This window comes from Streptomyces sp. A3M-1-3 (assembly GCF_024213665.1).
In the GTDB taxonomy this organism is placed as follows: Bacteria; Actinomycetota; Actinomycetes; order Streptomycetales; family Streptomycetaceae; genus Streptomyces.
Map to the genome: position 1 here is coordinate 1 of NZ_JANAVP010000041.1, position 26,195 is coordinate 26,195.

22 protein-coding genes and 1 pseudogene are annotated in these 26,195 nt (G+C 70.2%); 17 read left to right on the plus strand and 6 right to left on the minus strand.

The genetic code is table 11. From position 1 onward, the window contains the following. Positions 1-321, plus strand: a 321-nt coding sequence (locus NLX86_RS31290; RefSeq protein WP_254375195.1) for an ATP-binding protein, incomplete at its 5' end; no start/stop codon positions are given. Here the strand turns inward: NLX86_RS31290 and NLX86_RS31295 are convergent. After that, positions 308-1,075 carry a hypothetical protein gene (locus tag NLX86_RS31295; protein WP_254375196.1) on the minus strand — a complete coding sequence of 256 codons (768 nt, stop codon included), beginning with the start codon at positions 1,073-1,075 and terminating at the stop codon, positions 308-310. The genes NLX86_RS31290 and NLX86_RS31295 overlap by 14 nt on opposite strands. A 157-nt stretch (positions 1,076-1,232) precedes the next feature. Then, a complete protein-coding gene (locus NLX86_RS31300) occupies positions 1,233-2,900 on the minus strand; it encodes a PucR family transcriptional regulator (RefSeq protein ID WP_254375197.1) in 1,668 nt (555 codons plus the stop codon). Between the two features lie 270 nt (positions 2,901-3,170). Between NLX86_RS31300 and NLX86_RS31305 the strand changes: the two genes are divergently transcribed. From NLX86_RS31305 to NLX86_RS31330, 6 genes and pseudogenes are all read left to right on the plus strand, one after another. Beyond that, positions 3,171-4,061, plus strand: coding sequence for a xanthine dehydrogenase family protein subunit M (locus tag NLX86_RS31305; protein WP_254375198.1), 891 nt, complete (start codon positions 3,171-3,173; stop codon positions 4,059-4,061). A gap of 2 nt (positions 4,062-4,063) precedes the next feature. Continuing rightward, positions 4,064-4,681 carry a (2Fe-2S)-binding protein gene (locus tag NLX86_RS31310; protein WP_254375199.1) on the plus strand — a complete coding sequence of 206 codons (618 nt, stop codon included), beginning with the start codon at positions 4,064-4,066 and terminating at the stop codon, positions 4,679-4,681. A 2-nt stretch (positions 4,682-4,683) separates the two neighbouring features. Then, the gene (locus NLX86_RS31315) at positions 4,684-7,089 is read left to right on the plus strand and encodes a xanthine dehydrogenase family protein molybdopterin-binding subunit (RefSeq protein WP_254375200.1); all 2,406 of its coding nucleotides are present in this window, start codon (positions 4,684-4,686) and stop codon (positions 7,087-7,089) included. A 259-nt stretch (positions 7,090-7,348) separates the two neighbouring features. Beyond that, positions 7,349-8,812 (plus strand): NCS2 family permease, encoded by a 1,464-nt coding sequence (locus tag NLX86_RS31320; RefSeq protein ID WP_254375201.1) that lies wholly within the window; start codon positions 7,349-7,351, stop codon positions 8,810-8,812. Positions 8,813-8,867: 55 nt separating this feature from the next. Next, complete coding sequence (locus NLX86_RS31325) at positions 8,868-10,022, plus strand: XdhC/CoxI family protein (protein WP_254375202.1); 1,155 nt, start codon at positions 8,868-8,870, stop codon at positions 10,020-10,022. A gap of 236 nt (positions 10,023-10,258) precedes the next feature. Beyond that, positions 10,259-10,468, plus strand: a pseudogene (locus tag NLX86_RS31330) (cytochrome P450); the annotation flags it as partial. On the opposite strand, the gene NLX86_RS31335 reads toward NLX86_RS31330, so the two are convergent. Further along, entirely contained in the window at positions 10,461-11,090 is a 630-nt protein-coding gene (locus NLX86_RS31335) for an alpha-ketoglutarate-dependent dioxygenase AlkB (protein ID WP_254375203.1), read from the minus strand. The pseudogene NLX86_RS31330 and the gene NLX86_RS31335 sit on opposite strands and share 8 nt — an antisense overlap. 197 nt (positions 11,091-11,287) lie before the next feature. On the opposite strand from NLX86_RS31335, the gene NLX86_RS31340 reads away from it, so the two are divergent. Continuing rightward, positions 11,288-12,373, plus strand: coding sequence for an S-(hydroxymethyl)mycothiol dehydrogenase (locus NLX86_RS31340; RefSeq protein ID WP_254375204.1), 1,086 nt, complete (start codon positions 11,288-11,290; stop codon positions 12,371-12,373). Further along, positions 12,373-13,008, plus strand: coding sequence for an MBL fold metallo-hydrolase (locus NLX86_RS31345; RefSeq protein ID WP_254375205.1), 636 nt, complete (start codon positions 12,373-12,375; stop codon positions 13,006-13,008). The genes NLX86_RS31340 and NLX86_RS31345 overlap by 1 nt, the downstream gene beginning before the upstream one ends. A gap of 111 nt (positions 13,009-13,119) precedes the next feature. Here NLX86_RS31345 and NLX86_RS31350 read toward each other — a convergent pair whose 3' ends face one another. Beyond that, positions 13,120-13,701, minus strand: coding sequence for a hypothetical protein (locus NLX86_RS31350; protein WP_254375206.1), 582 nt, complete (start codon positions 13,699-13,701; stop codon positions 13,120-13,122). 289 nt (positions 13,702-13,990) lie between these two features. Between NLX86_RS31350 and NLX86_RS31355 the strand changes: the two genes are divergently transcribed. The 3 genes from NLX86_RS31355 (at position 13,991) to NLX86_RS31365 (ending at position 16,792) form a co-directional block, all read left to right on the plus strand. Continuing rightward, on the plus strand, positions 13,991-14,356 hold the full coding sequence (locus NLX86_RS31355; protein WP_254375207.1) for a bifunctional 3-phenylpropionate/cinnamic acid dioxygenase ferredoxin subunit: 366 nt from the start codon (positions 13,991-13,993) through the stop codon (positions 14,354-14,356). Then, the gene (locus tag NLX86_RS31360) at positions 14,353-15,564 is read left to right on the plus strand and encodes an NAD(P)/FAD-dependent oxidoreductase (RefSeq protein WP_254375208.1); all 1,212 of its coding nucleotides are present in this window, start codon (positions 14,353-14,355) and stop codon (positions 15,562-15,564) included. Before NLX86_RS31355 ends, NLX86_RS31360 begins: the two co-directional genes overlap by 4 nt. 97 nt (positions 15,565-15,661) lie before the next feature. Beyond that, complete coding sequence (locus tag NLX86_RS31365; protein WP_254375232.1) at positions 15,662-16,792, plus strand: aromatic ring-hydroxylating dioxygenase subunit alpha; 1,131 nt, start codon at positions 15,662-15,664, stop codon at positions 16,790-16,792. Between the two features lie 30 nt (positions 16,793-16,822). Here the strand turns inward: NLX86_RS31365 and NLX86_RS31370 are convergent, their stop codons facing one another. Further along, positions 16,823-17,620 (minus strand): IclR family transcriptional regulator, encoded by a 798-nt coding sequence (locus NLX86_RS31370; RefSeq protein ID WP_254375209.1) that lies wholly within the window; start codon positions 17,618-17,620, stop codon positions 16,823-16,825. Between the two features lie 176 nt (positions 17,621-17,796). On the opposite strand from NLX86_RS31370, the gene betA reads away from it, so the two are divergent. Together betA and NLX86_RS31380 are read left to right on the plus strand one after the other, a co-directional pair. Then, entirely contained in the window at positions 17,797-19,482 is a 1,686-nt protein-coding gene (gene betA, locus NLX86_RS31375) for a choline dehydrogenase (protein ID WP_254375210.1), read from the plus strand. A 14-nt stretch (positions 19,483-19,496) separates the two neighbouring features. Continuing rightward, complete coding sequence (locus NLX86_RS31380; protein ID WP_254375211.1) at positions 19,497-20,372, plus strand: 5,10-methylenetetrahydrofolate reductase; 876 nt, start codon at positions 19,497-19,499, stop codon at positions 20,370-20,372. A gap of 135 nt (positions 20,373-20,507) precedes the next feature. Here the strand turns inward: NLX86_RS31380 and purU are convergent, their stop codons facing one another. Continuing rightward, complete coding sequence (gene purU, locus NLX86_RS31385; protein WP_254375212.1) at positions 20,508-21,380, minus strand: formyltetrahydrofolate deformylase; 873 nt, start codon at positions 21,378-21,380, stop codon at positions 20,508-20,510. Between the two features lie 224 nt (positions 21,381-21,604). Here purU and NLX86_RS31390 point away from each other — a divergent pair, with 224 nt between their 5' ends. From NLX86_RS31390 to NLX86_RS31400, 3 genes are read left to right on the plus strand one after another with little or no spacing between them, the layout of a single operon-like run. Next, the gene (locus NLX86_RS31390; protein ID WP_254375213.1) at positions 21,605-23,074 is read left to right on the plus strand and encodes an aldehyde dehydrogenase family protein; all 1,470 of its coding nucleotides are present in this window, start codon (positions 21,605-21,607) and stop codon (positions 23,072-23,074) included. 53 nt (positions 23,075-23,127) lie between these two features. Continuing rightward, positions 23,128-24,210 carry a glycine betaine/L-proline ABC transporter ATP-binding protein gene (locus NLX86_RS31395; RefSeq protein WP_254375214.1) on the plus strand — a complete coding sequence of 361 codons (1,083 nt, stop codon included), beginning with the start codon at positions 23,128-23,130 and terminating at the stop codon, positions 24,208-24,210. Beyond that, entirely contained in the window at positions 24,210-26,195 is a 1,986-nt protein-coding gene (locus NLX86_RS31400; RefSeq protein ID WP_254375215.1) for a proline/glycine betaine ABC transporter permease, read from the plus strand. The genes NLX86_RS31395 and NLX86_RS31400 overlap by 1 nt, the downstream gene beginning before the upstream one ends.

Here is a 26,195-nt window from a genome sequence, read left to right on the forward strand (position 1 = left end):
TGCACGGCGGGTTCGGGCCGGGGGCCACTGGAAAAGGGTCCGCGCAGCGGAAACCTCGCCAGTGGCCTACCGGTACTGACCCACGGCCGTGTACCCGGCCGGGACTTCGAGCTGGGGCTCACGCTTCGGCCGGACGCCTTGCGCATCGAGGTCTCCGACGCCCGGCGGGAGCGGCGCCCGATGGCCACGGACAGCGAGACCGACGCCGAGGCCGGCCGCGGCCTCCACCTCGTCGCCGCGCTCGCCTCCCGCTGGAGCGTTCACGACCGCGTACCGGTCGGCAAGACCGTACGGGCCGAGATCGACCTCACCCGGGGGTGACCACCGCAGGCGCCAACTGCCCCGCCAGCCAGGTCGGTACCCCGCCCAACAGGCGGAACAACCGAGCGGCCTCCGCCCGCAGGCGGGCCGCCTCCGGTTCCGGTTCGGCCTCCGCCAGGGCCGCCAGGGCCGGGGCCGTGCCGATCAGGAAGCCCAGTTCCTCGCGGATGCGCAGGGATTCGGCGAAGCCGTGGCGCGCCTCCGCCAGTTCGCCGTCGCGCAGCGCGAGGCCCGCCAGGTGGCGCCACGTGTGGGACAGCAGCAGGACGTCGTCGTGGGCCGTGGCGCCCGCGTGGGCGCGGCGGTAGGCCGCGCGGGCCGACTGCGGGGAGTCGGCGAGGTGTTCGGCGACGAGTCCGCGGCGGAAGTCCAGCAGCGGCCTGGCCCGGGAGCCGGGGGCCAGCAGGGCGGCGGCGCGGCCGAGCGCGGCCCGCGCCTCGTCCGCCCGGTCGCGGATGCCCAGCACCGTGGAGGCGTACGCGAGCTGCCCGCGCTCGCACGCGGCCGCGCCGCGCTCGTCGTCGTCCCGCGCCACCGCCTCGGCCGTGCGCAGCGCGTCCTCCGCCTCCGGCCAGCCCTGTTCGGTGAACAGGCAGCGCTCGACGAGGAGGGAAGCGCGCTGGAGCGCGGGCCCGGCGAGCGACGCGTCCGGTTCGAGCAGGGCCGCCGCGTCCGTCCAACAGCCGCGTGAGCGCAGCCGCCATACCGCGATCTGGACTGGATCGTCCCCCCAGACAGTTCCTGACCCAGACATGGCGGTATCCGCCACATTGCCCTCCCCAAAGCGCGCCATTGAGCTGTGGCCCGAATCTCAGCACGAATTGAGGTGATCAGCCAAGGGGATGGGTGAACGAATTCACAATCAGTCAGTTCGCCCCCCAGCTCCGGCCGTCAGTCATCAGCTCCGGCCGTCAGCTCATCCGCAGCGCCAGGAAGAAGTCCAGCTTGTCCTCCAGGCGCGACAGATCACGCGCCGTCAGTTGCTCGATCCTGCCCACCCGGTAACGCAGGGTGTTGACGTGCAGATGCAGCCGGGTCGCGCAGCGCGTCCACGAACCGTCGCAGTCCAGGAACGCTTCGAGCGTCGGGATGAGTTCCGCGCGGTGCCGGCGGTCGTAGTCGCGCAGCGGGTCGAGCAGCCGGGCCGTGAACGCCCGGCGTACGTCGTCTGGGACGAAGGGCAGAAGGAGGACGTGGGAGGCGAGCTCGTGGTGGCCGGCCGCGCAGACCCTGCCCGGCCGGGCCGCTGCGACCCGGCGGGCGTGCCGAGCCTCCTCCAGGGCGCCGCGCAATCCCTCCGCCGAGTGCACGGCGGCGCTGACGCCCAGCGTCAGCCGGCCGTCGTCGCCGAGGCCGCCGGACAGGGGCGCCCGCACCACCTCCAGCAGGGCGTCGGCGTGCAGGGCCGTGTCCGGCGCGCCTTCGTCGGTGGTGAGCGCGGGCAGCGGTACGAGCGCGATGGCCTCGTCACCCGCATGGGCGACGGCGATCCGGTCGGACGGTTCGGGGCCGGAGGCCGCCGGGTCGACGAGGATCTCCTCCAGCAGCGACTGGGCGACGGGGCCGCCGGCGATGTCGGCGCCCTCCCAGTCGACCCGGGCCACGACGACCTGCCAGTGCGGCGCCGAGCCGAGGCCCGGGAGCAGTACCGGCGCCGCGACCCGGAGCCGGGCGGCGATCTCGGCGGGCGCGGCGCCCGTCTGGACCAGCTCGAGGACCTCCTGCGCGAGCCTGCGCCGTACCGTACGGGCTGCGTCGCGCCGGTCCCGCTCGACGGCGATCAGCTGGGTGACGCCCTGGAGCAGGTCGAGGCGCTCGGCGGGCCAGTCGCCCGCGTCCGCCTCGACGGCCAGCAGCCAGTCGGAGAGCACGCTCTCGCGTACGTCGCGGGAGGCGGGGCTCGCGCCGCGGCCGTTGCCCCGGATGGGGAAGAGCGAGTACGTGCTGCCCTGGAGGGTGAACCGGTGCGGGCCCCGGCGGCCGGTGCGTACGGCAGCCAGATGCTCCCCCGCCAGGGACGCGCATACGCTGGAAGACAGCGGCTCGCCGGCGCCTGCGATCTGCCGGCCGGTGGGGGAGAGCACCCACGCACGCAGATCGAGGTCGGTGGTGAGCAGATCGAGCACCACTTCCGGGCCGCCACCCGCAGGACCGGACGTCATCAGCCTGCGGTGCCGGTCCACGACGGCCGCGAGGTCCCCGGCCCGCTCCCCGGACACCTGCCGCACCACGTGCTCGGTGATTGTCGCGAAAGCGACGTCCTCATTGACGGCGAACAGCGGCAGCCGGTTGCGGGCACACGCCTGGACGAGGTCGTCCGGGATCGAACCGAGTTCGGCCTCGCCCGCCGCGAGCCCCGCGACTCCGGCGCCGGCGAGGATTCGTACGAATGGCTCGGAATCGGCGGCGTCACGCCGCCAGGCCAGTCCGGTCAGGACCAGCTCGCCCCCCGACAGGTACCGGCTGGGATCCCGCAGGTCGGTGGTCATCACCCCACGCACCGTGCGGTCGAGCTCGTCCTCGCCGCCCAGCAGCCGCAGGCCCAGCGCATCGGTTTCCAGCAGTGCGCGCAGCCGCATGGTCTCGCCGCCGATCTGTCTCGATGTTGCCGTTGGAAATCGGTGAGGTAACTGAGCCTCGCGTTTCATACGAATCTACAAGACGAAGGAGGCGACCAGCCAACTCCTTCATGGTTTCGGTGACTGCACCGGGGGAGCCCGGGCTTGTGTACTTGGGCCAACCGCGTTAACAACACGTGAACGACCAGTCGAGGGCCTGTGGCCTCCTGGCTTGAAGTGAACGACCCGCGACTTACGAAGACCCGACTTTACGAATGAAGAGAGCCGCACATGGACTTCCTTCGCCCCGCCAGCTGGGAGGAGGCGCTCGCCGCGAAGGCCGAGCACCCCACAGCTGTGCCGATTGCGGGTGGCACCGATGTGATGGTCGAGATCAACTTCGACCACCGCCGTCCGGAGTACCTTCTGGACCTCAACCGCATCGGTCTGCTGCGGGAGTGGGAGGTCGGCGAGGAGAACGTCCGGCTCGGCGCCTCCGTCACGTACACGCAGATCATGGAGCACCTGCGGGCCGAGCTGCCCGGCCTGGCGCTCGCCTCGCACACGGTGGCCTCGCCGCAGATCCGTAACCGCGGCGGCGTCGGCGGCAACCTCGGTACGGCTTCCCCGGCCGGCGACGCCCACCCCGCGCTGCTCGCGGCGGGCGCCGAGGTCGAGGTGGAGTCGGTGCGCGGCACCCGCTTCCTTCCGATCGACGAGTTCTACACCGGCGTCAAGCGCAATGCGCTGGAGCCCGACGAGCTCATCAAGACCGTGCACATCAAGAAGGCCGACGGCCCGCAGCAGTACTCCAAGGTCGGCACCCGCAACGCGATGGTCATCGCGGTGTGCGCCTTCGGCCTGGCCCTGCACCCGGAGACCCGCACGGTGAAGACCGGCATCGGCTCCGCGGCCCCCACCCCGGTGCGGGCCCGCGCCGCCGAGGACTTCCTGAACGCCGCGCTCGAAGAGGGCGGCTTCTGGGAGAGCGGCAAGATCATCACCCCCTCGATCGCCAAGCAGTTCGCGGAACTGGCCTCCGGCGCCTGCAACCCGATCGACGACGTTCGTGGCACCGCGAAGTACCGCCGGCACGCTGTCGGCATCATGGCTCGCCGCACGCTCGGCTGGACCTGGGAGCAGTACCGCGGCACCGGCATCACGCTTGAAGGAGCTGCATAACTATGCGCGTGAATTTCACGGTCAACGGCCGTAAGCAGGAGGCCGACGACGTCTGGGAGGGCGAGTCCCTTCTCTACGTGCTGCGTGAGCGCATGGGCCTGCCCGGCTCGAAGAACGCCTGCGAGCAGGGCGAGTGCGGCTCCTGTACGGTCCGCCTCGACGGCGTGCCGGTGTGCTCCTGCCTCGTGGCCGCCGGCCAGGTCGAGGGCCGCGAGGTCATCACCGTCGAGGGCCTCGCGGACTACGCCCAGCAGCGCGCCGAGCAAGGTGGATGGGGGCACCTCCCACGCGCGGAGCGCTGTGGGGGAGTCTCCGGTGCCTGCGGCACCACGCTGGACCAGGCCAAGCAGTGGGAGGCCAGGCCGTCCGACTCGCAGACCGGCGAGGGCGGCGAACTCTCCCCGATCCAGCAGGCGTTCATCGACGCCGGCGCCGTGCAGTGCGGTTTCTGCACCCCCGGTCTCCTCGTCGCGGCCGACGAGATGCTGGAGAAGAACCCCTCCCCGTCCGACCAGGACATCCGTGAGGCGCTCTCCGGCAACCTGTGCCGCTGCACCGGTTACGAGAAGATCCTCGACGCGGTCCGCCTCGCGGCCGCCCGTCAGGAAGAGGCGGTCTGACGATGGCGCAGAACACCGCTCCGGCAGGTACTCCCACCAACATCACCCAGGGTTCGCAGACCAAGGGCGGCATCGGCGAGTCGACGCTGCGCCCCGACGGCACCCTCAAGGTGACCGGCGAGTTCGCCTACTCCTCGGACATGTGGCACGAGGACATGCTGTGGGGCCACACCCTCCGCAGCACTGTGGCGCATGCCGAGATCAGATCGATCGACGTCTCCGAAGCGCTCGCCATGTCCGGCGTCTACGCCGTACTGACGTACGACGACCTGCCCACCGAGGTGAAGAACTACGGCCTGGAGATCCAGGACACCCCCGTTCTCGCCCACGGCAAGGTCCGGCACCACGGTGAGCCGGTGGCCATCGTCGCCGCCGACCACCCGGAGACCGCGCGCCGCGCCGCCGCCAAGATCAAGATCGATTACGCCGAGCTCCCCGTCATCACCGACGAGGCCTCCGCGACCGCCCCCGACGCGCTGCTGATCCACGAGGGCCGCGACGACCACCACATCGGTCACGTCCCGCACCCGAACATCGTGCACCGCCAGCCGATCATCCGGGGCAACGCGGACGAGGCCGCCAAGCGCGCCGACGTGATCGTCAAGGGCGAGTACACCTTCGGCATGCAGGACCAGGCCTTCCTCGGCCCGGAGTCCGGCCTCGCGGTGCCCTCCGAGGACGGCGGCGTCGAGCTGTACGTCGCCACCCAGTGGCTGCACTCGGACCTCCGCCAGATCGCCCCCGTCCTCGGCCTGCCCGAGGAGAAGGTCCGGATGACGCTCTCCGGCGTCGGCGGTGCCTTCGGCGGCCGCGAGGACCTGTCGATGCAGATCCACGCCTGCCTCCTGGCGCTGCGCACCGGCAAGCCGGTCAAGATCGTCTACAACCGGTTCGAGTCCTTCTTCGGCCATGTGCACCGTCACCCGGCGAAGCTCTACTACGAGCACGGCGCCACCAAGGACGGCAAGCTCACGCACATGAAGTGCAAGATCGTCCTGGACGGCGGCGCCTACGCCTCGGCCTCCCCGGCCGTCGTCGGCAACGCCTCCTCCCTCTCCGTCGGCCCGTACGTCGTCGACGACGTCGACATCGAGGCCATCGCGCTCTACACGAACAACCCGCCCTGCGGCGCCATGCGCGGCTTCGGCGCGGTCCAGGCGTGCTTCGCGTACGAGGCCCAGATGGACAAGCTCGCGGCCAAGCTGGGCATCGACCCGGTCGAGTTCCGCCAGCTCAACGCCATGGAGCAGGGCACGCTGCTGCCGACCGGCCAGCCGGTCGACTCGCCGGCCCCGGTCGCCGAGCTGCTGCGCCGTATCAAGGCCAGGCCCCTGCCGCCCGAGCAGCAGTGGCTGTCCGGCGACGCCACCGGCTCCTCGGTCGACGTACGGGCCCTGCCCGGCGGCCTCTCCAACACCACGCACGGCGAGGGTGTCGTACGAGGCGTCGGCTACGCGGTCGGCATCAAGAACGTCGGATTCTCCGAGGGCTTCGACGACTACTCCACCGCCCGCGTGCGCATGGAGGTCGTGGGCGGCGAGCCGGTCGCGACCGTGCACACCGCGATGGCGGAGGTCGGCCAGGGCGGTGTCACCGTGCACGCCCAGATCGCCCGCACGGAACTGGGCGTCCAGCAGGTGACCATCCAGCCCGCCGACACCCAGGTCGGCTCGGCCGGCTCCACCTCCGCCTCCCGCCAGACGTACGTCACGGGCGGCGCGGTGAAGCACACCTGCGAGAACGTCCGCGAGAAGGTCCTGGAGATCGGCCGGCGCAAGTTCGGCTCGTACCACCCCGCCTGGGCCACCGCCGAGCTGCTGCTCGAAGGCGGCAAGGTCGTCACCGACGGCGGCGAGGTCCTCGCCGACCTGGTGGACGTCCTGGAGGGCGAGGCGGTGGACCTCGAGCTGGAGTGGCGTCACCGTCCGACCGAGGCGTTCGACCTGCACACCGGCCAGGGCAACGGACACGTCCAGTACTCCTTCGCCGCGCACCGCGCGGTCGTGGAGGTGGACACCGAGCTCGGCCTGGTCAAGGTCATCGAGCTGTCCTGTGCGCAGGACGTCGGCAAGGCGCTCAACCCGCTGTCCGTCGTCGGCCAGATCCAGGGTGGTACCACCCAGGGCCTGGGCGTCGCGGTCATGGAGGAGATCATCGTCGACCCGAAGACCGCGAAGGTGCGCAACCCCTCCTTCACGGACTACCTGATCCCCACCATCCTCGACACGCCGACCATCCCCGTCGACGTACTCGAGCTGGCCGATGACCACGCGCCGTACGGCCTCCGTGGCATCGGTGAGGCCCCGACCCTGTCGTCCACTCCGGCCGTCCTCGCGGCGATCCGGAACGCGACCGGGCTGGAGCTCAACAGGACGCCGGTGCGCCCCGAGCACCTCACCGGCACCTGACCCAAGCTCTCCGGGCGGGGTGCCCAGGGAACGTCACACTTCCACAGCGCCCCGCCCGGAGCCTGAAGTACCGCACCGCTCGCGGTCCTCAGCAAGCACCACACAGCACCACAGCACCACACAGCACCACAGCTTCACCAAGTTCCAAGCCCAGTTCGTCTCGGGCCGTCCCCCGGGTCGTGCAGCCAGCGCACCATCCCAAATCCCGCAGTCTCCAATCTTTGTGCGGGTGCCCCTTTGAACCTTGGGAGTAGGCACCATGACCCAGTCGTCAGTGGAGCCGAAGACCACCGCCGAGGACGCGGGCTCCGGCTCTCGTCCCCCGGCCGGCAGGTCTTGGCTCGACCGGTACTTTCACATATCCGACAGAGGATCCACCGTCTCGCGCGAAGTGCGCGGCGGCGTCACCACCTTCATGGCGATGGCGTACATCCTCCTGCTCAACCCGCTCATCCTGGGTGGCAAGGACGTTGACGGCAACGTTCTGAGCCAGCCCGCCCTGATCACCGCCACGGCCCTCGCGGCGGCGGCCACCACCCTGCTGATGGGCTTTGTGGGCAAAGTGCCCCTCGCGCTCGCAGCCGGCCTCTCCGTGTCCGGCGTGCTCGCCTCTCAGGTCGCGCCCGCGATGACCTGGCCGCAGGCCATGGCCATGTGCATCATGTACGGCGTGGTGATCTGCCTCCTGGTGGTCACCGGTCTGCGTGAGCTGATCATGAACGCGATCCCGCTCCCGCTGAAGCACGGCATCACCATCGGCATCGGCCTCTTCGTGGCCATCATCGGCCTCTTCAAGGGCGGCATCGTCGGCCGCGGCCCCGAGTTCGGCGCGCCCCTCACCCTCGGCGTGGGCGGTGAGCTCCAGGGCTGGCCCGTACTCGTCTTCAGCATCACCCTGCTGCTGATCTTCATGCTTCAGGCGCGCAACATCCCCGGCGCGATCCTGATCGGTATCGTCATCGGCACGATCGTGGCCGTGATCATCCACAACGTCGTCGGTCTCGACGCCAAGGCGTGGAACAACTCCCCGCCGGAGCTGAACGGCAGCATCGTCTCCGCACCGGACTTCTCGCTCTTCGGCGAGGTCTCATTCGGCGGCTGGGGCGACGTCGGCGCGCTCACCGTCGGGATGATCGTCTTCACCCTGGTACTGGCCGGCTTCTTCGACGCCATGGCCACCATCATCGGTGTCGGTACCGAGGCCAAGCTCACCGACGACAAGGGCCGCATGCCGGGCCTGTCCAAGGCGCTGTTCGTCGACGGCGCGGGCGGCGCGATCGGCGGCGTCGCGGGAGGCTCCGGCCAGACCGTGTTCGTCGAGTCCGCGACCGGTGTCGGTGAAGGCGCTCGCACCGGCTTCTCGTCGGTCATCACGGGCCTCTTCTTCGCCTTCTGCCTCTTCTTCACCCCGCTCACCGCGATCGTGCCGGCGCAGGTCGCCTCCGCGGCACTGGTCGTCATCGGCGCGATGATGATGCAGAACGCCAGGCACGTGGACTGGAGCGACCGCTCCGTCGCCATCCCGACGTTCCTGACCGTGGTGCTGATGCCGTTCACCTACAGCATCACCGCGGGTGTCGCCGCCGGTGTCATCTCGTACGTGGCCATCAAGGTCGCCCAGGGCCGGGCCCGCGAGGTGAGTGCCTTCATGTGGGGCCTGACGGTGATCTTCGTCGTGTTCTTCGCGATCAACCCGATCGAACACTGGCTGGGCGTCGGCTGACGCCGGTAGCCCTCCACGCATCCGATACTGAAACCGATCCCCCGAGGAGGCCGACATGCTGGACATCGCCGAAGAGCTGAACCGGTGGGTCGGGCAAGGGCGTGACTTCGCCGTCGCCACCGTGGTGGCAGTCGGCGGCAGCGCGCCCCGGCAGCCGGGAGCGGCCCTCGCTGTCGACAGTGAGGGCACGGCGATCGGCTCGGTCTCGGGCGGATGCGTGGAGGGCGCGGTCTACGAACTGTGCCGGCAGGCCCTTCAGGACGGTCGGCGGACCGTCGTGGAGCGCTTCGGATACAGCGACGAGGACGCCTTCGCCGTGGGCCTGACCTGCGGCGGCGTCATCGACATCCTCGTCACCCCGGTACGTGCGGACTCGCCCTGGCGGGATGTGTTCGCGGCAGCGCTGGCCGCCGCCGCCGGAGGGGAGGCGGCGGCGGTCGCGCGAGTCACCGACGGGCCGGCCGAACTGATGGGCCGCGCGCTTCTCGTCCGTACCGACGGCGCGTACGAGGGCGGGCTCGGCGGACATCCCGAGCTGGACCGCGCGGTCGCCGACGAGGCCCGCGCGATGCTGGACGCCGGCCGGACCGCGACCCTGGAGATCGGCGCCGACGGCAGGCTCTGCGGCCGGCCGCTGACCCTGCTGGTCGAGTCGAGCGTGCCCGCCCCGCGCATGATCGTCTTCGGTGCGATCGACTTCGCCTCCGCGCTGGTGCGCGTCGGCAAGTTCCTGAACTACCACGTGACCGTGTGCGACGCGCGGCCCGTCTTCGCGACGAAGACCCGCTTCCCCGAGGCGGACGAGATCGTCGTCGACTGGCCGCACCGATACCTGGAGTCGACGGAAGTCGACAGCCGTACGGTGCTCTGCGTCCTCACCCACGACGCCAAGTTCGACGTCCCCCTCCTCGAACTGGCCCTCAAGCTTCCCGTCGCCTACGTCGGCGCGATGGGCTCCCGCCGTACGCACGAGGACCGCAACAAGCGGCTCCGCGAGGTCGGCGTCACCGAACTCGAACTCGCCAGGCTCCGCTCGCCGATCGGCCTCGACCTCGGCGCGCGGACGCCCGAGGAGACGGCCCTGTCGATCGCCGCCGAGATCGTCGCGGACCGCCGCGGCGGCAGCGGAGTCTCCCTCGCCGGCGCACACACCCCGATCCACCACGACGGCCCGGACGCTCCGGTGGGGCGGATCGGGTCCGTGGCCTGAACTGCCCTGGTTCCACAGGGAATTCGAACTCTCCCGCCTACGATCGTCCGGTTACGGATTCCTTCGTCGGCAGGAGCCAGGCATGGGGCAGCAGCCCGTCATCCTCGACCCCGCAGGACGCGACCTCTACGCGGAGGCCGACCGCCTGCGCGTACACGGATCAGCCGCACTGACGGAACTCCCCGGCGGGATACGGGCCTGGGCGCCCACCGGCTACCAGGTGCTCAGGCAGCTGCCGCCCCGACAAGGAACACCTCGCCTTCGGCCACGGCGTCCACCACTGCATCGGCGCCCCGCTGGCGCGCCTCGAAGCGGCCGTCGCCCTGCCGGCGCTGTTCGCCCGCTTCCCCGGCCTCCGCCTGGCGGAGGACGGCCTCGCCGCCCGCCCTGTGGAGTCCTTCATCGCAAACGGCTTCAGCAGCCTGCCGGTGCTCCGGGTCAGCTGACTCCGCGCGGGCGGAACTGGATGCTGATGCGGGGTCCGACCGGCTTGCCGGTCTTGAGGATGGCGTGTTCCCAGGTGCGCTGACAGGATCCGCCCATCACCAGCAGGTCGCCGTGACCCACGGGCTGCCGGATGACCGGGCCGCCGCCCTGGCGCGGCCGCAGGGCCAGCGCACGCGGCTCGCCGACCGACACGATGGCCACCATGGTGTCCTCCTTGCCGCCGCGGCCGTGGGTGTCGCCGTGCCAGGCGACGCTGTCCCTGCCGTCGCGGTAGTGGCACAGCCCGGCGGTACGGAACGGCTCGCCGAGCTCGGCGGCGTAGTACCGGCTCAGCGCGGAGCGCGCCTGTTCCAGGACGGGGTGGGGGAGCGGATCGTCCTCCCCGTAGTACGCCAGTAGCCGCGGCACGGCGACGACCTGCTCGTACATGGTCCGCTGTTCGGCGTGCCAGGGCACGTGGGCGGCCAGCCACTCGAACAGCGCGTCCGCCCCGGACACCCAGCCGGGCAGCAGATCCAGCCAGGCGCCATGGCTCAGCACCCGGCGCCGGACGGAGGTCAGCGGCCGCAGGGCGATCTCCTCCTGTGCGTCGAGGAGGGAGGCCTGGAAGTGGACCGTCACACGGCCACCCTACTCCTCATTCGAACATATGTGCTAGTGATTGAGTGGGGGAGTGGATGCCGAGTTCCTCGCCGCCACAGGACCTGACCGGGGCCTTGACCGCCGCTCCCCTCCTCGTCGATGCTTTCGTTGCGGTAGTCGAGATGTGTGCCGCAATGCGCAACATAACTGGCATTCGTTCCGGACGAGGAGCATCCATGACTCACCAGGTCCGCGCTGTCGTCGCCCGGGGGAAGAGCGCCCCCGTCTCCCTCGAGACCATCGTGGTACCCGACCCCGGCCCGGGCGAGGTGCTCGTCAAGGTCGAGGCTTGCGGTGTCTGCCACACGGATCTGCACTACCGCGAGGGCGGCATCAACGACGACTTCCCCTTCCTCCTCGGACACGAGGCGGCGGGGCGCGTGGAGGCCGTCGGCGCGGGTGTCACCGAGGTCGCGCCCGACGACTTCGTCATCCTTAACTGGCGTGCGGTCTGCGGCCAGTGCCGGGCCTGCCGCAAGGGCAAGCCGTGGTACTGCTTCTCGACGCACAACGCGACGCAGCCCATGACGCTGCTCGATGGCACAGCGCTCGCCCCCGCGCTCGGCATCGGCGCCTTCGCGGAGAAGACGTTGGTCGCCGCCGGGCAGTGTACGAAAGTCGACCCCGCGGCTCCGGCCGCCGCTGCGGGCCTGCTCGGCTGCGGTGTCATGGCGGGCTTCGGCGCGGCGGTGAACACGGGCGCCGTCGGACGCGGCGACTCCGTCGCGGTCATCGGGTGCGGCGGGGTCGGAATGGCAGCGGTGGCCGGTGCGAGGCTCGCGGGTGCGACGACCGTCGTCGCGGTCGATGTCGACGAGCGGAAGCTGGAGCGGGCCAGGGGTATGGGGGCCACTCACACCGTCGACGGGACCAAGGCGGATGTCGTCGACGCGGTGCGTGAGCTGACCGGAGGGTTCGGCGCGGACGTGGTTGTCGACGCCGTGGGCCGCCCGGAAACGTACCGTCAGGCGTTCTACGCCCGCGACCTGGCGGGAACGGTCGTGCTGGTCGGCGTCCCCACCCCCGAGATGAGCTTGGAGCTGCCGCTGCTGGACGTCTTCGGACGTGGCGGCTCGCTGAAGTCCAGCTGGTACGGCGACTGCCTGCCGTCGCGGGACTTCCCGGCGCTCGTCGACCTTTACCTGCAGGGGCGCTTCGACCTCGATGCCTTCGTCTCCGAGACGATCGGCCTGGGCGACGTGGAGAAGGCGTTCGAGAAGATGCACCGCGGCGATGTGCTCCGCTCGGTGGTGGTGCTGTGATGGCCGGCGAGCTGCGCATCGAGCACCTCGTCACCAGGGGGACGTTCAGCCTCGACGGCGGTACGTGGGATGTGGAGAACAACGTATGGCTGGTCGGTGACGACGACGAGGTCCTGTTGGTCGACGCCGCACACGACGCCGATGCGATTCTGGCCGCGGTCGGCGACCGCCGTCTCGCCGCCGTCGTATGCACCCACGCGCACAACGACCATGTGAACGCAGCCGACGGCGTCGCGGACAGGACGGGTGCGCCCATCGTGCTCCACCCCGACGACCAGGTGCTCTGGAAGATGGTGCACCCGTACCGGCGGCCGGACCACGCGCTGGCGGAGGGCGACCTGATCGAGGCGGCGGGCACCGGCCTGCGCGTCCTGCACACTCCCGGGCACGCTCCCGGGGCGGTGTGCCTGTACGCGCCAGACCTGGGCGCTCTCTTCAGCGGCGACACGCTCTTCGCGGGAGGGCCCGGCGCGACCGGGCGGTCGTTCAGCGACTTCGACACGATCATCGCGTCGATCGGCGGCCGGCTGCTGACGCTTCCGGGCGACACGGTCGTACACACCGGTCACGGTGAGACGACCAGCATCGCCGCGGAAGCGCCGCATCTGCAGGAGTGGATCGCCCGCGGCAGCTGAGCGGCCCCGGCCATGGGCCGGGCCACGGCGACCCAGGTGCGGCCACGGCCGGGCCGCGGCAGGAAAGACCTGCCGCGGCCCGGCCGCATGAGCCGCATCAGCCCGACGGCGTCAACGGAACCGCACCCACACCACATCGCGTGCCGTTTCCGTGCCGCGCTCCACGAGGCGCGCGACGACCGTCTTGTGCCCGGTCCCGTACGCCGACGTCGAGAGGCCGAACGACCAGTCGTCCAGGCCCGTGGCCGGCCGCCACGCCGCCGGGTCCACAGGGGAGTTCCGGTCCACGACCTGCCATTCGACCCGCGCGTCCGGGGTGACCCGGAACGCGGTCCGTACGACCTCCGAGGGCGTACCGTCCCGTACCGCGCGGGCGTACAGCACATGCTCGCCCACGCTGAGCCTGCCGACCTCGGCCTGCCAGGTCCCGGTGGACTCGTCGAGCTTCGCCGACCGCGGCGAGCCGAACGACTCGTCGTCGACGGACACCTGCACCCGCCGCGTTTCCGGCCGGTCGCCGACGCCTTCGGGGTCCGTGCCGAGGTCGGGGAAGGCGTACGCGCCGCCCGCGACAACCGTCTCGCTCGCCGCAACCTGCGAGCCGTCCGCCGCCGGTCGCGTTGTACGACCAGTCCTCGGTGGTGCCGCTGGTGACCGTCGACACCCCGAACCCTCGGCAGCCCCGGCGGCCACGATGCGGTCACATGAACTCCTGTCAAGCGAACCTCTGCCCCGGGAATCCTCGCGTCTTGTGGACGGCCGAGGAGCCGGGCGCTGCCCGGTCGGACAAGCAAACCGGAACGTAATCACCGGCCATGGCATGCACAAGACATCCAGTGGAATCAATGGCTCCGGTGCCCCGTGGCCGACCGCTCCGGGTGCCCCTGCGCTGTCCGGATCGACGCCTTGACAAGGCCTGGGGGCGCCTCCAGACTGATGTTGCGTCAATCGCACTCCGTTTCGCTATACGCACCGAGGTGTCATGATGATTCCCGTGTGCCGTCTCGCAGATCTGCCGCGAGGCGAGGCCTACCGGCTCGAAGTAGACCCCCCTGTCGCCGTGTTCCACACCGAGGACGGCGAAGTTTTCGCCATCGACGACACGTGCACCCACCAGGACGCCTCGCTCTCCGACGGCTGGCTGGAAGGGTGCGAGGTCGAGTGCCCCCTGCACGCTTCGAAGTTCGACCTGCGCACCGGCAGCGTCGACTCACCGCCGGCCAGGCTCCCTGTGCGCACCCACCAGGTCCTCATCGAGGACGGCATGGTCTACGTGCTGCCGTCCGAGGCCGCGCCGAACCTCCCGCCGTCCTGTGCCGTGGCACGCCTGACCGGAGGCCGGGCATGAAGAGTGTGGCCGTGGTCGGCGCGTCGCTCGCCGGGCTGTCGGCCGCTCGCGCCCTGCGCAGGCAGGGCTACGACGGCCGTCTCGTGCTCATCGGTGACGAGCCCCACCGCCCCTACGACAGGCCGCCCTTGTCGAAGGAATTCCTCGCCGGCGCGATCGACGAGTCCGCACTCGGGCTCGAAGCGGACGGCGAGGACCTCGATGCGGAGTGGGTGCTCGGTGACCGAGCCGTCGGGCTCGACCGGAGCGGCCGCTCGGTCCGGCTCGCGAACGGCCGCTCGGTGAGAGCGGAGGGGGTCGTGATCGCCACCGGAGCCGCCGCGCGGTCCCTCCCGGGGAGTGGCGGCCTGGCCGGCGTACACGTGCTGCGCACCGTCGACGATGCCCGCGCCCTGCGCGCGGACCTGGCGCGTGGCGGCCGGCTGGTCGTCATCGGCGGCGGATTCATCGGCGCCGAGGTCGCCTCGACCGCGTACGGTCTCGGTCTCGATGTGACGGTGGTCGAAGCGGCGCCCACGCCGCTCACCGGGCCGCTCGGGGCGGAGATGGGCGGCATCGTCTCCTCGCTCCACGCGGACCACGGCGTCCGGCTGCTGTGCGGCGTCGGCGTGCGGGGCATCAGCGGAAAGCCGGGGACATCTCCCCGCGCCGGCAAGGCGAGCGTGGACGCGGTCGTGCTCGAGGACGGCCGCCGCCTCCCGGCCGACACCGTCGTCGTCGGCGTGGGCGCGCGGCCCTGCGTCGAGTGGCTGGAGGGCTCCGGCATTGCGCTGGGGAACGGCGTGCAGTGCGATGCCGCCGGCGCCACCAGCCTCCCGGGCGTCGTCGCGGTCGGTGACTGCGCATCCTGGTACGACCCCGTAGCGGGGGCGCATAACCGGGTCGAGCACTGGACCGGCGCCCTGGAGCGTCCGGCCACTGCCGTGACCGCGCTGCTCTCCGGTGGCACGGCCGCGCCGGAGCCGCCCCGCCCGCCCTACTTCTGGTCGGACCAGTACGGCATCCGGATCCAGTTCGCCGGGCATGCCGCAGGGGCGGACAGTGTCACGGTGGAGGAAGGCGCCACGGCCGACCGCAGCTTCCTCGCGGTCTACCGGCGCGCCGGCCGTCCGGTCGCCGTGCTCGGTATGAACCAGGCGCGGCTCTTCACCCGCCGGCGCCGGGAGTTGGCCACCGCCGCCGTGGCCCGCACGGACGGCTCCCCGTGAGCAGCGCGGCCCGACCACGTCCCGCCCGGGGCTGCTCTTCTGACCGGCGCGCTCACCACCCGATGACGACGTCTCCAGCGAGGAGTGCACTGTGACTGTGACAACGACCGGCCTTCCGGAGAGCCTGATTGCCACCCTCCCCGGCCACTACTACACGGACGCGGACATCTTCCGCCTGGAGCAGGAGCACATCTTCGAGACGATGTGGTTCTGCGTGGCGCGCTCCCGCGAGCTGGACAAGCCGGGGGCCTTCAGGACGGTGGACGTGGGCCGCGAGAGCATCCTGGTGACCCGGTCGCGCGACCACGCGATCCGCGCCTTCTTCAACGTGTGCCGGCACCGGGGCGCGAAGCTGTGCACGGAGGAGTCCGGGGAGGTCAAGCGGGCGTTCCAGTGCCCGTACCACGCGTGGACGTACGACCTCCAGGGCAAGCTCATCGCCGCGCCGAACCTCTCCAGGATGACGGATGTCGGCCGTACCGAGTACGGCCTGGTGAACGTGCACGTACGCGAGTGGCTCGGCTACGTGTGGATCTGCCTCGCGGACGACCCGCCCTCCTTCGAGGAGCAGGTCATCGGCGAGGTCGTGGCGCGCCTGGGCGAGGTGGCGGCTGTCGACCGGTACAACATCGCCGACCTGGAGGTCGGCAAGCGGATCGTCTACGACGTCAAGGCGAACTGGAAACTGATCGTCGAGAACTTTATGGAGTGCTACCACTGCGCCACGATTCATCCCGAACTCACCGAGGTACTGCCGGAGTTCGCCGACGGATACGCAGCCCAGTACTTCGTCGGCCACGGCGCCGAGTTCGGTGCGGACGTCAAGGGGTTCACCGTCGACGGTTCCGAGGGCCTGGACCGTATCCCCACCGTCTCCGAGGACCAGGACCGCCGCTACTACGCGATCACCGTCAAGCCGCAGGTCTTCATCAACCTCGTGCCGGACCATGTGATCTTCCACCGGATGTTCCCCGTCGCAGCCGACCGCACGATCGTCGAGTGCGACTGGCTCTACCTCAAGGACGTGGTGGACAGCGGAAAGGACGTCAGCCGCTCCGTCGAGCTGTTCGACCGCGTCAACAGGCAGGACTTCGACGCCTGTGAGCGCTGCCAGCCGGCGATGAGCTCGCGCCTGTACGCCAAGGGCGGCGTCCTCGTGCCCAGCGAGCACCACATTGGCGTGTTCCACGACTGGGTTCACGCACGCCTGGGCGCGCGGCAGCCCTGACCCGCGGCACCCAGCCCTGGCAGGGGCAGCTCAGCCCAGGTAGCCGAGGTGGTGACTGATCTGCTGCGCGCCCTGGATGAGCACTGGTGCGAGCTCGTGCATGCGCTCTTCGGTGAACCGGTATGCCGGCCCCGAAGCGCTGACGGCGGCGACGACCTCGCCGTCACGGGAGCGGATCGGCGCCGCCATGGCATGCAGCCCGATCTCGAACTCCTCCAGGGTGATGGCGTACCCGCGCTCCTTGGCCTCGTCGAGACTCTTCGCCAGCCGGGCCTTCGAGGTCAGGGTCTGCGGCGTCAGTTTTTCCAGGCCCGCTTCCGCCAGGAGTTCCGCCCGGCGCTTCGGAGGCAGCTGGGCCAGCAGGATCTTGCCGCTGGAGGTGGCGTGCAGCGGTGTCAGCTGGCCGACCCAGTTGTGCGCCGTGACCGCGCCGGGGCCTCGTACCTGGTAGACGTTGATCATGTAGTGGGACTCCAGGACGGCGACATTCACGGTCTCACCGAGCTCTTCGGCGAGCCGCTCGCAGACCGGACGGCTCTGCTGGGCGATGTCGAGGCGACCGGTGACCGCACCGGCCAGGCGCACGATGCCGAAGCCGAGGCGGTACTTGCCGCGCTCGCCGGCCTGCTCGACCAGACCGCGCGCCTCGAGGGCGCCGAGCAGTCGGAACGCGGTGGACTTGTGGACATCGATCTCAGCGGCCACCTCACTGACGCCCGCCTCGCCGCGCTGGGCCAGGATCTCCAGGACGCTGACGGCGCGATCGACGGACTGCACCCCTCCGGCCCCGGGGCCTGTGGTTTCCGCTGCCGTGCTGTAGTTGCTCATAGCGAAACTATACGTGCAGTAAACAACGGGGCGACGATGCTTGGGTCAAGTGGCGAAAGTATTCAAGGTTGCGTTGCTCGCAACCTGGTGCGTATGGCGGTACAAGTATTAGCATGCCCGCGTATCGACGGCTGAGGGCCCCCCGGCCGGAAGGCTGGGGGAGAGACGAGGCAGCAATGGAGCCAGAGCAGTACGACTTCGTCATCGTCGGCGGCGGCTCGGCCGGCAGCGCACTCGCGAACCGGCTCTCCGCGGATCCGGCCAACCGTGTGCTGGTGCTGGAAGCCGGCCGGCCCGACTACCTGTGGGACGTCTTCATCCACATGCCCGCGGCGCTGGCGTTCCCCATCGGCAGCCGCTTCTACGACTGGAAGTACGAATCCGAGCCGGAGCCCCACATGGGCGGGCGGCGCATCTACCACGCCCGCGGCAAGGTGCTGGGCGGCTCGAGCAGTATCAACGGCATGATCTTCCAGCGTGGCAACCCCATGGACTACGAGCGCTGGGCGGCCGACCCCGGCATGCAGACCTGGGACTACGCGCACTGCCTGCCGTACTTCAACCGGATGGAGAACTGCCTCGCATCCGATCCCGAGGACGAGTTCCGCGGCCACTCGGGACCGCTCGTGCTCGAACGCGGCCCGGCGTCCAGCCCGCTGTTCCCCGCCTTCATGAAGGCGGTGCAGCAGGCGGGGTACCCGCTGACCGACGACGTCAACGGCTACCGGCAGGAGGGCTTCGCCTCCTTCGACCGCAATGTCCACCGCGGGCGGCGGCTGTCCGCCGCGCGGGCCTATCTGCACCCGGCGAGGAAGCGGCCGAACCTGACGGTGAAGACCCGGGCGCTGGTCACCCGCGTCCTGTTCGAGGGCAAGCGCGCCGTCGGTGTCGAGTACCGGCGCGGCCGCGGCGCGGCGCAGCAGGTGCGCGCCCGCGAGGTCATCCTGTGCGGCGGTGCGATCAACTCGCCGCAGTTGCTGCAGCTGTCGGGCGTCGGCAACGCCGAGGAGCTGCGGGCGCTGGACATCGACGTCGTGCACGATCTGCCGGGTGTCGGGGAGAACCTGCAGGACCACTTGGAGGTGTACATCCAGTACGCCTGCAAGCAGCCCGTCTCGATGCAGCCGTACCTGAAGTGGCGGCACCGCCCGTGGATCGGGCTCCAGTGGCTGTTCCGCAAGGGCCCGGGGGCGACCAACCATTTCGAGGCCGGCGGGTTCGCGCGCAGCAACGAGGACGTCGAATACCCCAACCTGATGTTCCACTTCCTGCCGATCGCGGTGCGCTATGACGGTTCCGCGCCCTCCGGCGGACACGGGTACCAGGTGCATGTCGGGCCGATGTACTCCGATGCCATCGGCTCGGTGAAGATCAAGAGCAAGGACCCGCGCGAGCGCCCGGCGCTGCGGTTCAACTACCTGTCCACCGAGCAGGATCGCCGCGAGTGGGTCGAGGCGGTCCGCACAGCGCGCCAGATCCTCGGCCAGTCCGCCATGGACCCGTTCAACGCGGGGGAGACTTCGCCGGGACCGGACGTGCAGAGTGACGAGGAGATCCTCGACTGGGTGGCCAAGGAGGGCGAGACCGCCCTGCATCCCTCCTGCACCTGCAAGATGGGCACCGGCGAGATGTCGGTGGTCGACCCGGCGTCCATGCGGGTGCACGGGCTGGAGGGGCTGCGGGTCGTGGACGCGTCGGTGATGCCGTACGTCACCAACGGCAACATCTACGCGCCGGTCATGATGGTCGCGGAGAAGGCGGCCGACCTCATCCTGGGCAACGACCCGCTGCCGCCGTCGAAGGCGGAGTTCTACCGGCACAGCCGCCCCGAGCAGGGGCAGCGCCCCGGTCCCACCCGATAGGGCGGGGCCCGGTCATGCGGCGTACGACGTACCCCGAAGCAGCCGTGCCGGCCCCCCTCGCGGGGGGCTTGCCGGAACTGCTGCGCAGAGTCCGCTACGAGGTCCTGCCGGCGAAGGCCACCGAGGCCAAGGTCCTGGAGTGGGTCCCCCCGGATGTCGCGGTCACGGTCACCGCGTCGCCCGCCAAGGGCCTCGCCCCGACCCTGGACCTCGCGACCCGCCTGGCGGCGCACGGGTACCGCGTCGTGCCGCACGTGCCCGCCCGGCTGCTCGTGGACGACGCACACCTGAGCGATGTCGTCGACCGGCTCCTGGCGGCCGGTATCGACGAGGTGTTCGTGCCGGCCGGCGACGCGGATCCTCCGGCCGGAGCGTACGACGCGGCACTTCCCGTACTGCGACGGCTGAGCGAGATGGGCAGCCCGTTCGCGCACGTCGGTATCACCGGCTATCCCGAGAGCCATCCGCTCATCGAGGACGACGTCACTGTCCAGGCGATGTGGGACAAGCAGGCCCACGCGACCTGCATCGTCAGCAATCTGTGCTTCGACCCGGCGGTGCTGGGCGGGTGGGTCCGGCGGCTGCGCCGCAGGCACATCATGCTTCCCGTCCATGTGGGCGTGGCCGGGCCCGTCGAACGGGCGAAGCTGCTGTCCATGGCGACGAAGATCGGTGTGGGGGAGTCGGCGCGGTTCCTGACCCGGCACCCCTTCTGGTTCCTGCGCTTCGCGGCACCGGGCGGCTACTCACCCGACCGGCTGCTGAGCAGGAGCGCTGTCGCGCTCACCGCCCCTTCGGCGTCCGTGGCGGGTCTGCATCTGTTCACCTTCAACCAGATCGCCGAGACCGAGAGCTGGCGCCGCAGGATGCTCGAACGCCTCGGCGGCTAGTGCGGTGACCGGAAAGGTTGCCCGGGGCCGCCCGGCAGCCGGTTTGTCCTCAATCGTCGGACGGGCTGGAATTTCCAGCCCGTCCGACGATTGAGGACGAGCGAGACCGAAGGTCGCGCAACCGTACGGCACCGCTCAGCGGAAGACGACGGTCCGATTGCCGTGCACCATGACCCGGCTCTCGCTGTGCCACTCGACGGCGCGTGCGAGTACCTGCGCTTCGACGTCGCGGCCGACCGTGACCAGCTCGTCGGGGTCGCGTGAATGGTCCACGCGCACGACGTCCTGCTCGATGATCTGGCCCTCGTCCAGGTCCGGGGTGACGTAGTGCGCGGTGGCCCCGACCAGCTTCACACCGCGCTCGTGCGCCTGGACGTACGGCCGTGCGCCCTTGAAGCTCGGCAGGAAGGAGTGGTGGATGTTGATGGCACGGCCTTCGAGCCGCTTGCACAGGTCGTCGGAGAGGATCTGCATGTAGCGGGCGAGGACCACGAGGTCGATGTCGAGTTCCTCGACCAGTTGCAGCAGGCGCGCCTCGGCGTCGGCCTTCGTCTGCCGGGTCACCGGAATGTGGTGGAACGGGATGCCGTAGCTCTCCGCCAGCGGCTCGAAGTCGCGGTGGTTGGAGACGATCGCCGGGATCTCGATGTTGAGCGCGCCGGTACGCCGGCGGAAGAGCAGGTCGTTCAGGCAGTGGCCGAACTTCGACACCATGATCAGCGTGCGGGTCGGAGTCGACGCGTCGTGCAGCTGCCAGGAGATCTGGTACGCCTCGGCCACCGGTCCGAAGCCGTAGCGCAGGTTTTCCAACTCTGCGTCCGGAGCGGACACATCGAAGTGCACCCTCATGAAGAAGCGGTCCTGCAGCCGGTCGTCGAACTGCTGGCTCTCCAGGATGTTGCCGGAGTGCTCGACCAGGAAGCCGGTCACGGCGTGGACGAGCCCGGCGCGATCAGGGCAGGAGAGAGTGAGGACGAACTCGCGGCCGGGTTGCGGTCGAGGTGACATGTGCATCCTCCGTTGATGCGTATTGCACAACAGGGTGAGTGATACGCAACATCGTCCAGCGCGCTGTCGCGTCGGGTCAAGTGCCGGCGACCAACTCCCGCGCACAGTCGAATCCGGCCGTCCGAACCCTTGACGTACGCCATCGGTGTGGACGATCGTGTTCCCTCTCGAGGAATTCGATGCGTGATACGCAACGACTGTCCCCCGTCTGAAGGGCTCCGCTCGTGGCAGACCTGTATATCGACGGTAAGTGGCGCGAAGCGGTGGCAGGCGGCCACCGGGAAGTCCGCTGCCCCGCCGACGGCACTGTTGTCCGGGCCGTGTCCGAGGGGACGCGAGACGATACCGAGGCCGCGATCGATGCCGCGCGCCGCGCCTTCGACGAAGGACCGTGGCCGCGGACCCCGGAGCGGGAGCGCGGCGCACTGCTGCTGCGCACGGCCCACATCATCGAGCGCGACGCCAAGGAGTTCGCCCGCGCCGAATCGCTCGACACCGGCAAACGCCTGGTGGAGAGCGAGTACGACATCGCCGACATCGTGGCCTGCTTCCGGTACTACGGCGGGATCGCGGGCACCAGCGCCGGCCGCGTCATCGACACCGGACGCGACGACGCCATCAGCCGGGTGGTCTACGAACCGGCCGGGGTCTGCGGGCTCATCACACCGTGGAACTACCCGCTGCTGCAGGCGTCGTGGAAGGTCGCGCCCGCCCTGCTGGTCGGCAACACGGTGATCCTCAAGCCCAGCGAACTCACCCCGTCGACGTCGGTCCTGCTGATGCGCGCACTGGAGGAGGCCGGGCTGCCGGCCGGCGCCGCGAACCTCGTCCTGGGAGCGGGACCCGAGGTCGGCGCGCCGCTCGCGGAGCACCCCGGTGTCGACATGGTCTCGTTCACGGGCGGGTTCGGCACGGGCCGGCGCCTCATGGCCACGGCCGCCGCCACGGTGAAGAAGGTCGCCCTGGAACTGGGCGGCAAGAACCCCAACGTCGTCTTCGCCGACGCGGATGTCGAGGCAGCCGTTGACTTCGCCCTCACGGCCGTCTTCCTCCACTCCGGCCAGGTCTGCTCGGCCGGCACCCGCCTGATCGTCGAGGACTCGTTGCACGACACCTTCGTGGACGAGGTGGTGCGGCGCGCCGGACTGATCCGGCTGGGTGGTCCGTTCGACCCCGAGGCCGAGACCGGGCCGCTGATCTCCGCACAGCACCGCGCGAAGGTCGAGGAGTACGTGGCGGCGGGTCTCGCCGAGGGCGCCGTGCTGCGCTGCGGCGGGCGCCGGCCCGACGACCAAGCGCTCGCAGACGGCTTCTACTTCCTGCCCACCGTCCTCGACGAGTGCCGCCAGGACATGCGCGTCGTGCACGAGGAGTCGTTCGGCCCGGTCCTGACCGTCGAGCGGTTCAGCGACGAGCACGACGCCGTGCGGATCGCCAACGACACGGACTACGGGCTCGCGGGAGCGGTGTGGACCGAGGACGCGGGCAAGGCCCAGCGGGTCGCCCGGCGGCTGCGGCACGGCACCGTATGGATCAACGACTACCACCCCTACGTGCCGCAGGCGGAGTGGGGCGGCTTCGGGCACTCGGGCACCGGCCGGGAACTGGGGCCGACCGGCCTGGAGGAGTACCGCGAACCCAAGCACATCTGGCAGAACATCCAACCTCGGCCGCAGCACTGGTTCCGCGGCTGAGCGAGAAGTCACCTACGTCGAGCGCGGCCGTGCCATCCGAAGAGAGGTCGAGAGTGACCGCAACAGAGACAGAACTCCCGCCGCGGCGGGGCATGTCCGAAGACCGGGCTCCGGTCATCTCCGTGCGCGGGCTGTGGAAGGTCTTCGGGCCGAAGTCCGCGCAGGTGCCGGGTTCGACGGAGCTGTGCGATCTCTCGCGCCGCGAGCTGATGGAGCGGACCGGTTGCACCGCGGCCGTGCGGGACGTGAGTTTCGACGTGTCGCCCGGTGAGGTCTTCGTCGTCATGGGCCTGTCCGGCTCGGGCAAGTCGACACTGGTGCGATGTCTCACCCGGCTGATCGAGCCGACCTCCGGCGAGCTGGTCTTCGAGGGCGAGGACATCCGCGCCGCGGACGACAAGAGGCTGCGGGAGCTGCGTCGCCACAAGTTCTCGATGGTCTTCCAGCACTTCGGGCTGCTGCCGCACCGCCGGGCCCTGGACAACGTCTCGTACGGACTGGAGATCCGGGGCATGGGCAGGGCCGAGCGGACCCGGCGGGCCCAAGAAGTCGTCGAACTGGTCGGTCTCGCCGGATACGAGCACTCCTACCCCGACCAGCTGTCCGGCGGAATGCAGCAGCGCGTCGGCCTCGCGCGTGCCCTCGCCGGCGATCCGGACGTCCTCTTCTTCGACGAGCCGTTCTCCGCGCTCGACCCGCTGATCCGCCGGGACATGCAGAACGAGGTCATCCGGCTGCACCACGAGGTCGGCAAGACCATGGTGTTCATCACCCACGACCTGTCCGAGGCGCTCAAGCTCGGTGACCGCATCCTCATCATGCGCGACGGCCGCATGGTGCAGTGCGGCACGGGCGACGAGCTGGTGGGCGCGCCCGCCGACGACTACGTACGGGACTTCGTCGCGGACGTACCGCGCTCGGAGGTCCTGACCCTGCGGTGGATCATGCGGCCCGCGCAGCCGGACGACGCCCTGGACGGGCCGGAGTCCGGCCCGGACGTGGTGGTCCGCGACGCGGTGCGTGCGGTCCTCGCCGCGGACAGGCCCGTGAAGGTCGTTGACGACGGGCGGCTGCTGGGCGTCGTCGGCCACGAGGAGATCCTCTCGGTCGTCGCCGGTACACGGGACGGTGCGTGATGGCCGTCCTCGCAGAGGCGGCCGCGCGCCCGGCGCCCGCGCGAGTCGGCCGCCGGGTCGTCGCGGCCGCGATCATCGCGGGCTGGCTCGCCCTGTGGCTGATCCTGCGCGGCACCCACACGCTTCCCCTCGGTACGGCCGACCTGACGCCGCTGCACCGCCGGTTCAACGAGATCAACGACGCCATCGGCGCAAGCCGTAACACCAACCCGGTCTTCCTCTACTTCTTCAACGAGATCCGGCTGGTCATCGACAACCTGGTCACGTTCATCCAGGCGCTGATCTCCCAGCCGTCGTTCGGCCGCCCGGTGCCCGCGGTCGGCTGGCTGGGCGTCGTCGCGGTCGTGGGCTACGCCTCGTGGGCGTTCGGCAATGTGCGGGTGGCGGCGCCGGCCGTCGCGGGTTTCGTCTTCTTCGGCCTTCAGGGGCTGTGGGAAGAGAGCATGGACACCCTCGCGCTCACCGTGGCGGCGGTCCTCGTGGCCCTGCTCATCGGCATCCCGCTCGGGGTGTGGGCAGGGCTGTCGGACCGGGTGAACCGGCTGGCCACTCCCGTGCTCGATTTCATGCAGACCATGCCGACGTTCGTGTATCTGGCGCCGCTGACGCTGTTCTTCCTCATCGGCCCGGCGTCCGCGACGATCGCCACACTGATCTTCGCGACGCCTCCGGCGGTACGCCTCACCGCGCACGCCATCCGGTCGGTGCCCGGAACCACGGTCGAGGCGGCCGAGTCACTGGGGTCGACCCGGCGGCAGACGCTCACCAAGGTGCTGCTGCCGATGTCGAAGCGCACGATTGTGCTGGGCGTGAACCAGACGATCATGGCAGCACTGTCCATGGTCACGATTGCCGCGCTCATCGACGCACCCGGCCTCGGCAAGACCGTCGTCAAGGCGCTCCAGACGCTCGACGTGGGCGTGGCGTTCAACGCCGGTCTCGCCATCGTCGTCATGGCCATCGTGCTCGACCGGGTGACGACCGCGGCGAGCGTGAGGGTGGAGAACGCCCGGCGGGCACGCGGTCGTTCCTCACGATGGCGTCGGCCGCTGCTCTTCGCGGGCGGCGCGCTCACCGCCGTCTGCGTATGGCTGTCCCACACCTATGTGTGGGCGGCCCAGTTCCCCGACGGCATCGGTGTGGGCAGCGCGATCGCCAGTACGGCGGACTCGGCGACCGAGTGGTCGCAGAGCAGCCTGTCGGGCGTGACGAACGGGGTGCGCGATCTGCTCACCACGCTGCTGCTGAACCCCTTCGAGGAGCTGCTGACCGGCTCCCCGTGGTGGCTGGTCGGCGCGGTCGTGGTCGGGCTCGGGGCTGTGCTGGGAGGGTGGCGGGCCGGCGTCACGGCGGCGGTGTGTACGGCGCTGATCGTCGCGACCGGCTTGTGGCAGGACAGCATGACGACACTGGCCTCGACCATGGTGGCCACGGTGATCGTGATGGCTGTCGGTGTGGCCGTGGGAGTGTGGATGGGGCGCAGCGCCATGGCCGACCGGCTGGTCAGGCCCGTTCTCGACGCCGCGCAGACGATGCCGTCCTTCGTGTACCTGGTGCCTTTCCTGGCGCTGTTCGGCGCGAGCCGCTTCACGGCCATCGTCGCCGCGATCGTCTATGCGGCCCCGGTGACGATAAAGATCATCGCGGACGGGGTGCGCGCGGTGCCGCCGACCACGGTGGAGGCGGCGACGGCGGCCGGCTCGAGCACCTGGCAGATCATCGCCAAGGTGCAACTGCCGATGTCGCGCAGCGCCCTCAGCCTTGCCACCAATCAGGGCCTCATCTACGTGCTGTCGATGGTCGTGGTGGGCGGGCTGGTCGGGGCGGGAGCCCTCGGCTACGACGTCGTCGCCGGCTTCTCGCAGGGCCAGCTGTACGGCAAGGGCCTGGCCGCCGGCCTGGCCATCGTGCTGCTGGGCGTGATGTTCGACCGGATCACTCAAGCGGCGGCACACCGGGCCGCAAGGGCGCCCAGTGGGCGCTGA